The following is an 8,792-nucleotide window of genomic DNA, read 5'->3' as shown; positions in this document are numbered from 1 at the left end:
GTTGTTCCGACTTGCTTTATTCCTCCATATCCTCTGTCGCCCGCCAAGTTATCAATGCACCTGCCGGTCATTCTTTCGGTTTGTTGCAAGGTCGCTTCTATGGTATGGCCGTCATATTCATTCCTGAAAGAAACGGCGGCAAGAATAATTCCCGAGGATGAACGGATGAAGGACGCTTTGTTGCCAAACTCATATTTCTTGTGTTCCTTGCCTTTGCCGATACATTGTACTTCGGGTTCGTGAAGGGAATATATCTTATCGTGGCTGTCACGTTTTTGAGAAAGGATCTTATGGAAGAGTCCAAACATCTTTTCATAACCTTTCTTGTCGGGAAGGTTGCGGTCAAGTTCCCTGACCAAACGACCTGCTGTCGTGCGCAAACTTCGGTCGGCCTTAATTGCCTTATTGTGATTCTTGGGGTGATTGCGAAAACGCCGGTCGAGGGAAATCTTTTTCAGCGTTATGCCAAAGCGCAGTCAACACTATCATATTGCCTCAAAACAGGGAACCTCTTTTGAACATGCCTTAGTACTTTTTAGACTCGTTTTCGTAAATCTTTCGCTCTTTCTGCTCCTTGCCTTTGCTAAGATTAAATGTCAAGCACAGCATTACTTTCTGTGCATAAATCTTATCTTTCATGTCAACGTATTGTGTTCCTTGATGGATTCTTGTATAACTCTTCAAATTGCCAAAAGGCTGGATGAATACAACGTATAAATCAAGATAGTCATTGAGCGTGTAGTTAACCATTCCTATGCTAGAATCGTGCGATTTACTATACCCATTATATTGCAACTCTTTACTATTGTATGTGTATTGCACAATTGCAGTAAGACGAGAAGATAAGTGCCAGTTACTCTGCATCTGAGCCATATAAGAACACATACTTGTATTATAAAAACTATTTGTAGGAATACGTCGACTCAACACACCGGCATAGAAATTCACGCTCCACCATTTAGTAAGGTTACACGATAGTGTGAAATCCATACCATAGTCTTGCACTTTGTTGATGTTAATAAATTCAAGGGTAACGTTCTTACTGTCTGTCAGCAGGTTGCTAACTACTTGATTACTGACTTGTTTGTAATAAGCTGAGGAGGCCAAATAGAAATTCCCCTTGGAATAACTATATTCTAGTGACAATGTTCCATTTTTCTGAGGCTTCAGGTACGGATTACCTTTAGTGCTGATATTCGGGCTTTCCTTTTTAATAAAAGGAAGCATCTGCCAGATGCTAGGATCATTTAAGTACGATGAATATCCCAATGCCAAGTTGCTATTATCCCATGCATATGAGATGTTAAATTTGGGGAAGATATCTGTTTTCTTCACTCGCGTACCATCAGCAAAGGAACGATGATAATTCTGAAAACTCACACTAGCATCTACCATCCAGTTTTCTCCAAGGCTTTTCATTAGTTCAGCATAAGCAAATATATTATTGCAATGGTACCTTTCTGCAATATCAGAATAATTGTTGTTGAAGAAACCTTTGGTTTTGTTATGTGAATATTTAACGCCGCTATAAAGAATGGTTGATTCATTAATCTTTCTGTTGTAATCGAGTTTTGATCCATAAATCTCCTGATTCTCATTTTGCTTAATCATGGTTTCATCAACAAGATAGGCATCATTATCATCTATCGTTTTCTTATTAAACGACACTTCAAATTTCAAATGATTCTTATCATCTTTATAGTTTGCATAACTTTTATAGTTCTGCGTATTAAACGCTTCTTTTAATACAGAAAACGAAGTCTTCTGATTCTCATACGTATTCTGAAACCTTTCCCTATAAAGAGAAAGATAACCGTCAACACCTATTTGGAAATTACTGTTTGGCAGATATGTGTAGCCGTAGAAGAACTCGTTATCACACTCTTTCCGTGGAAATGTTGTATATAGGTCTTCTGACAAAAGAGTTCCCTCTTTGTCGAATATCCTATCTTCTGTTTTCATTTTCAAGTTACGATAATACTGCTTATAGAACAGGTAAAACGAGTTCTTTTCTGTTCCATATCCTATATTCACCTTTGTATCATTCATTGAGGCATCCACTGCTGTTTTGTTATCTACCATCAAAGAATAACCCTGTTCGCGCTCTGTAATGATATTCATTATAGCAGTGTAGTTCTGATTAGCATATTGACTTGGTATGTTATACATAATCTCTACACTCTTCACGCTTGCAGGTTGAATCTGGTCAACAAGACTATTGTCTGTCAGTTCAATGCCATTTTTAAGAATCATAATGTTGCTACTTCCTTTTATACGTATTTTGCTATTACAATCAACAAACACTGTTGGGATGTTTTCCAATAATCGGGAAGTCAGTCTAACCTTATCTTTCATCTGGTCGGTAAAAGAATAGTTAAAGTTCAGTCTGTTCCTCACTTTTGTCTTGATTCCTGTTACCACCACATCATCAAGTGAAGTAGTATTTGAGGCCAACTTTATCAACATCTCCGTCTGATCCCCATGATAAAAAGAAATCATCTTTCTGTCATAGCATACATGCGTAACCTGAATGATGTAATTCTTGTCTTTAACCAAATTCTTAGAACTAAGCTCATAATAGCCCAGTGAATCGGTTACTGCACCGCAAACGAACACCGAATCGGCATTCAGCAGTACGACATTGACAAATTCCACAGGCTCCTGTGTCAAAGAGTCTGTTACATGACCAGATACTTTATTCTGCCTTTGCGCAAGGCAAAAACTCAGATTAACAAGAATTCCTACTACTATGAGTATTGACTTTTTCATTTTAGAAGATGAAGGTATTATGGTTTATATTTGCTTCTTGGTGTTTTGTCTGAACATTCTTCAATTAAGGTGCAATTCTTACCCAGCGCCAAACTTTTCGTTAGTTTGGCACACTATGGTCAACACTAAAACTCTGCAGTACAAACGTTACATGCGCTTTGTGCTGGTATGCATTCACATCCTGCAAGACAAACGCATAGAGGATTCTTTGGATCCTATGTGCAACTGCTTACAGATGGAGGGTGAATATTGCATAAGGATTGTGGATAACCAACTCGTAGAGTCAACCAGCAAGTGCAAAATTACAATATTTTTTTAAAGAACTCTTGTTTTGTAGTTGAAAAGTTTAATTTTTCCCTTGGTCTTTTATTTAATTTCTTCTGTATGCTCATTATTTTCTTATCTGTGAAATTATTGAAGTTTTCTTTTTGGGGTATGTATTGCCTTATTAATTTGTTCATATTCTCCACCGCCCCTTTCTGCCATGAAGAATACGGGTCTGCAAAATACACCTGTACTCCGAGTTCCTTTGTGATTTCCTTATGTGCTGCGAACTCCGGTCCGTTATCAGTTGTTATTGTCTTTATATGTTCCTTGTACTGCAGTAGCAGTTTCCTTACAACTTTAGCCAAAGGCTTGGACTGTTTTCCCATTGGCAGTTTATGCATGAATAGCATACTCGTTGATTTCTCCACAAGCGTAAGTATTGCATTTGAATAAGGATCCACAATCAGATCCATCTCTAAGTCTTCGAAACGCTTTCCATCTGCTTCTGGGCTGCGCTCATGTATGCTTACACGATCCTTTATCGGGAAATATTTCCATTTCGGACGCGACCTGTATTTCATTTTGTGCCGTGTATGGCTTGCAAGTTTTCCTGTTTCGTTATTGTGAATGAGGTTGTATATAGTCTGGTGCGATACTTTAATCCCATCTTCCTTAAGGAGATACCCTGAAATCTGACGTGGAGACCACTGCTCCTCGATAATGAGATTCTTAATTCGCCATACCAACTCTTCACTCTTCTTGGAGTTAGGCACTGTGCGTTTCCTGCGCCCCATTGCTTTCTCGTTAGCCTTGAACCAGATGTAGTTGCCACTCGGGCTACTGTTACGCTTCAGTTCACGCGAAAGGGTCGATTCACTAATGCCAACTATCATGGCGATTTCTTTTCTTTCTGTTTTCTTTTGGAGTAAGGCGAAAATTTGCGACCTTTGCTCCGGGATTAATTGATGATACATAACGCAATACAAAGTTAGTTAATCTCGGGGAGATTTCGGTCTCCCTTTTTTATTTGTATTGCCGGTCGATCCTTTTTTCCTCTCTGCGCGTTGCAGATGTTCTCGAAACGTAGCGCAGAGGTTGTCTGCAACGCGCAGAGAGGAAAGATTTTATTGCACTTCGATTTTGAATATACACGTTCCTTATAAAAAGCCCACTTCACCGAAAAATTATAATCGGAATAACTTTTCCGTGAAGTGGACTTTTAAAGGTACGGTTACATAAAAGTAATTTCGGCGGAATTGAAAAATAAAACCGCTGAAATTGCGCTGCAAAACGGGCGAAATCGCAATGCAATACAGCCTGTTTCACCGTATTGACGACATGCACTTCGCCGACAAGAGGAAATCTGTTGCACGGCATGATAATGTTTTTTAACATCACGCAGTTGTGTTTTGAACTATTTGTGCACAACGGCGTAATAACTTTGCAGACGGGAAACCACCGACAAGGAATACCGCTATTGTTTTAAGGTGGGGCTGTAAATAAACTTTGTCAGGTTTATTTTTACGGTGGTAATTTACAGAACTCGCCTTCAGAATAACAACTAATTACAAACCAATTATTTAGAAAGGAAAGGAATATGTTTGACATGCTATTGAGAAACTCTTCCGGAGTAAACGGCGGAATGGCCGAAATGAAAGCCGTGGAGAGGAAAATGAGAAAGACGATTGCCGAGGACATGGCATCGGTACTGACACGGAACGATGGCAGCAGGGTTAGATGGAACGCATCGAAAACCGACCTCATGGAGGCTTTGCACTGGACTTTCATGAACGATGCGGTGGCAAATGCCGATGGCTCGCCGTGCCGTTTCTGTACTCTTGTGGAACGTGCCTGCAAGGAGTTCGGAATGACGGTGCCGCGCAATCCGAGGCGCACGGTGACGAGGGCATGCAACCGTACCGGCATGCGCAACGCCACTCTGTGTCGGAGATGCTGCGTAATTGCCGGTGCGGAGAAAACGGAACATCCGTTGCTTCGTTTTGTTACTTTTCTTTAACCCAAATCGGTCATTAGACCACATTTGCTTAGATTTGCCATTGCCGTTACGCTTCCCTACTGCTTTAGCCCGCTTGCTGACATCTGCGCAGCCATTACATTTCGACGTAGCCAGCTACGCCTTCGATTAAACGGCTGTACATCCGCTCAACAATCGAACAAAATCGGTTGAGGGTTCTAATGACCGATTCGGGTTTAAATAACATCTATGTATTGTTTTCACGGTAATTTATATAACCACATTAATACTTATCTATATCTCCAATAATGAATAAACACATGAAAGAAATGGAAACAAAAACGGACATGAACCGACATCTCAGCGAACATTTTACGTTGAGGGAGATGTGCCAAAGCGGCACGGCAATAAGAATGAACATAAAGAACATTCCAGATGAGAGGACGGTGGAAAGATTGAAGGCTCTGTGCGTAAACGTACTCGAACCGTTAAGACGACGTTTCGGGGTGTTGAGGATTACGAGCGGATACCGCTGCCCGGAACTGAACAAGGCTGTGGGAGGGACGAAATTCTCGCAACATATTCGAGGCGAGGCTGCCGACCTGCATGTTTCATCGTTGGAGGTGGGACGCAAAATGTACGATTTTATCAGGCTCAACACCGATTTCGACCAACTCCTGTTCGAACACAGCATGAGCACGGGGACTACTTGGATACATGTGAGTTACAGCGTGTTACATTCTCGGAAACAAGCCGTGCCTTATTATGAGGCGGCATGACGAGAGAATAAAAGAAAGGGTGCGGGCGGCAAATGACTGCCGTCCGCACCCCGATTATTTTCTGTTGTCGCTACAATTCTTGTTTCTCGGCGATATGCTATTTTACCACCTTCTTACCGTCTATGATATAAACACCTTTCGGCAGGTCATCGGCATTACCATTGATACGGGCACCACCTATTGTATATATGCCGCGGCTGCTTGCCGGAACGTCTGCGTCGATGCCTTCGATGCCTGTCGTTTCACCATTACTCAATAAAAGTTGTATGGCGAGAACACCAAGTCCCATTTCATTGACATCTGTCCATTGCGTAACCACTGAAGAAGTTTTAAGCAAGAATGAGTTTGCTATTTTGGTATTCGTTTCACCATTTGTAATAGAATATTGACCGGCTTGTTCACTGATATTTGTCACTTTTAGTGAAATTCCGACATATAAGCCATCTTCTGTAACGGTGTAAGGGTTTTTAATGGTGTAGATATTCTCTTTGCCTAAATGTTGGTTATCATCATCTCCGCCCACAAGAGTACTCTTGTCAAGTGTCTCCACCATTATGTCGGCGTCAGATGCTTTTGCAGGCAATTCTTTTGACAACCATATTTTAATATCATCAATACAGGAAAGGTCGCGCAGGTAGAACTTCACTGCCGAGACATTCTTTCCGATAAGTTGAGAACCGGCATCAGGCTTTAATAAGCATGCGGCATCGTAAACCTCATTTGCTACTCCGTTTGTAAGTCCTGCGGCATTACGAGTCATATCCGTTGAGAAATAACCCCACCACGCTCCGGTTTCTCCTTTGATAACGACTCCGTTCGGATTGCACGGACGTGCCTCGTCTTTGGCGGAAGAGTTCGTACTTTTACTGCAAACAGACAGAATTTTGTCATTGGTAAGTCCTTCTTGTTGTGCATACATTGGTATCGCATACATTGACATGAATATGGCTGCCGTCACAACAAATGTGTTTTTGAATAAAGTTGTTTTCATAATTGTAAATTTTTAATTGTTATTGAAAATGTTTATTATGCCCATTTGTTTCAGCGAGCGAAACATGGGACAAAAGGTGTTGTTCTCGTCAATATGTTGATAATGATATTGTTTCGATACTCATTGCTGACAGAAACCGAAAAGATTTCTTGCCCCTCCTACAAATACGGGAGAGTTTCGGGCAGATGTGTTGTTGCTCGTGCCATTATTTTAGTTGTGTTGTTGTTATGGCTCATATTTCAAACAATCATGTTAATACGATTATTCGCAAATATACGATTATTATTCTTAAATAAGAAATAATAATTAAAAAAATAAAAAAAGAGGCTTATTTTTTCAGTTTGAACTGCTTCTCGATCTCTGCAACCTCGTTGTTGAAGGCTGCATCGGCAGTAATGCGCTTCTCTACCTGTGCACAACTGTGTATCACGGTGCTGTGGTCGCGACTTCCCACGAGTAGCCCTATTCGCGATGCCGGCATCTTGGTGTGTTTTTGGGCGAGGTACATTGCCACCTGTCTCGCAATGACATGCTCGCGCTTCCGGCTGCGACTTCCCACGGCTGTGGTGCTGACATTGAAATGGTTGCACACCGTCTCCACTATCTCGTCGACCGTTAGCGGGTGGTCGTTGATTTTTACGGCACGTTTGATTACTCTTTCTGCCAGCGTAAGATCTATGTCGCGATTATACACTATGCTGTACGCCATCAACGAGTTGACAACCCCTTCGAGGTCGCGTACGCTTCCGTTTGCGGTTTGGGCGATGAATTGTACCACCTCTCCGGGAATGTTGAGACCGTCGTGTTTTATCTTTCGATTGAGAATGTCGATGCACAGTTGCTCGTTGGGTTTCTCCAATTCTGCCGTCAGTCCGCACGCGAAACGTGTCAGCAGTCTCTCGTGCATCCCTTTCAGATCAACCGGCGGGCGGTCTGAAGCGAGTATTATCCGTTTTCCGTTGCGGAACAAGTGGTTGAATACATGGAAGAATGTGTCTTGTGTTTTGTCCGAACCCATCCACTCCTGAATGTCATCAACGATGAGCATGTCGATTGTTTGGTAGAAACGTATGAAATCGTTGAGACTGTTTCTAATCACCGCACTGGTGTATTGCACTTGGAAAAGGCGTGCCGAAACGTAAAGTATCCGTTTCTGCGGATATATTTCTTTCGTCTTTACTCCTATTGCGTTGATGAGGTGTGTCTTTCCACAGCCGCTCGGACCGAATATGAACATCGGATTGAATGACGCTGTTGCCGGATGTTCTGCGATTGACAGTCCCACGGTGCGTGGCAGTTTGTTGCTCGTTCCTTCCACGAAGTTGGCGAATGTCAGGCGCGGATTGAGTTGCGAGTCTATCTGTTGTGGTTGCACGGCATCGAGCAATGTAGGCGACTGGTTTGCCGTAGTACGTTGCCTTTGTTTTTCTATGTTTGCCACAGGTTCCGATTCTATGACATTTGTCTTGCCGTGTTCCTTGTCTGCAAGAATCCTGTAATTCAACCGGAAGCCGGTGCCGAAAGTACGATTGAAAACCTTATACAGCAAATCGGCATAGTGTTCTTCCACATATTCATATATGAACATGCTTGGCAGATTTACCAATATTACTTTCGAGTTTTCGTCGTAACTCTCAAGTTTCATTGGCTTGAACAGTGAACTGAATTGCTGTTCTGAGACATTCTCCTTTATTAATCGGAGTGCTTCGTCCCAAAGTGTTTGGGTTTTCTTCGTCATAAAACCAAATAATAAATATTAGGGAAGTTTTCCCGTGGTCAGTCTTGTGTCACGTGTCTTCGTGGCTTTTCCGGAAATCAAGTGTTGCCGGTATGAGACTTCGTGACATTTATAAGTGCAAATTTCGGAAAAATAATTGATACCGGCAAATGTGTTTTTTCATAAAAGTACGGGTGGTTTTGCTAAACCATTTAAATAATAGGATTTATGAAATTGTCTCCATGTGTTCTAAAAAAAGACTGTTGCAAAATTCAAAGTTCCTGATTTTATGAG

At 41.7% G+C, this 8,792-nt stretch carries 6 protein-coding genes and 1 pseudogene; 2 read left to right on the top strand and 5 right to left on the bottom strand.

The features are described from left to right. The 3 genes and pseudogenes from EII32_RS07680 to EII32_RS07670 form a co-directional block, all read right to left on the bottom strand. A pseudogene (locus EII32_RS07680) lies at positions 1 to 461 on the bottom strand (IS5/IS1182 family transposase); the annotation flags it as partial. 64 nt (positions 462 to 525) lie between these two features. After that, on the bottom strand, positions 526 to 2,769 hold the full coding sequence (locus EII32_RS07675) for a TonB-dependent receptor domain-containing protein (RefSeq protein WP_125234850.1): 2,244 nt from the start codon (positions 2,767 to 2,769) through the stop codon (positions 526 to 528). A gap of 302 nt (positions 2,770 to 3,071) precedes the next feature. After that, positions 3,072 to 4,010, bottom strand: coding sequence for an IS30 family transposase (locus tag EII32_RS07670; RefSeq protein ID WP_125234849.1), 939 nt, complete (start codon positions 4,008 to 4,010; stop codon positions 3,072 to 3,074). Positions 4,011 to 4,642: 632 nt separating this feature from the next. Between EII32_RS07670 and EII32_RS07665 the strand changes: the two genes are divergently transcribed. Both EII32_RS07665 and EII32_RS07660 read left to right on the top strand, forming a co-directional pair. Next, a complete protein-coding gene (locus EII32_RS07665; RefSeq protein WP_148096818.1) occupies positions 4,643 to 5,053 on the top strand; it encodes a hypothetical protein in 411 nt (136 codons plus the stop codon). A gap of 287 nt (positions 5,054 to 5,340) precedes the next feature. After that, positions 5,341 to 5,790, top strand: a complete 450-nt coding sequence (locus EII32_RS07660) for a D-Ala-D-Ala carboxypeptidase family metallohydrolase (RefSeq protein ID WP_233582347.1) — start codon at positions 5,341 to 5,343, stop codon at positions 5,788 to 5,790. Positions 5,791 to 5,887: 97 nt separating this feature from the next. On the opposite strand, the gene EII32_RS07655 is transcribed toward EII32_RS07660, so the two are convergent. Together EII32_RS07655 and dnaA are read right to left on the bottom strand one after the other, a co-directional pair. Next, positions 5,888 to 6,781, bottom strand: coding sequence for a hypothetical protein (locus EII32_RS07655; protein ID WP_125234846.1), 894 nt, complete (start codon positions 6,779 to 6,781; stop codon positions 5,888 to 5,890). A 328-nt stretch (positions 6,782 to 7,109) separates the two neighbouring features. Beyond that, positions 7,110 to 8,519 (bottom strand): chromosomal replication initiator protein DnaA, encoded by a 1,410-nt coding sequence (gene dnaA, locus EII32_RS07650; protein WP_125234845.1) that lies wholly within the window; start codon positions 8,517 to 8,519, stop codon positions 7,110 to 7,112. Positions 8,520 to 8,792 lie beyond the last annotated feature (273 nt).

This window comes from Prevotella sp. OH937_COT-195, from assembly GCF_003932845.1.
Classification (GTDB): Bacteria; Bacteroidota; Bacteroidia; order Bacteroidales; family Bacteroidaceae; genus Prevotella.
The sequence above is the reverse complement of the archived record's forward strand: the minus strand, read 5'-3'. Positions and strand labels throughout refer to the sequence as shown.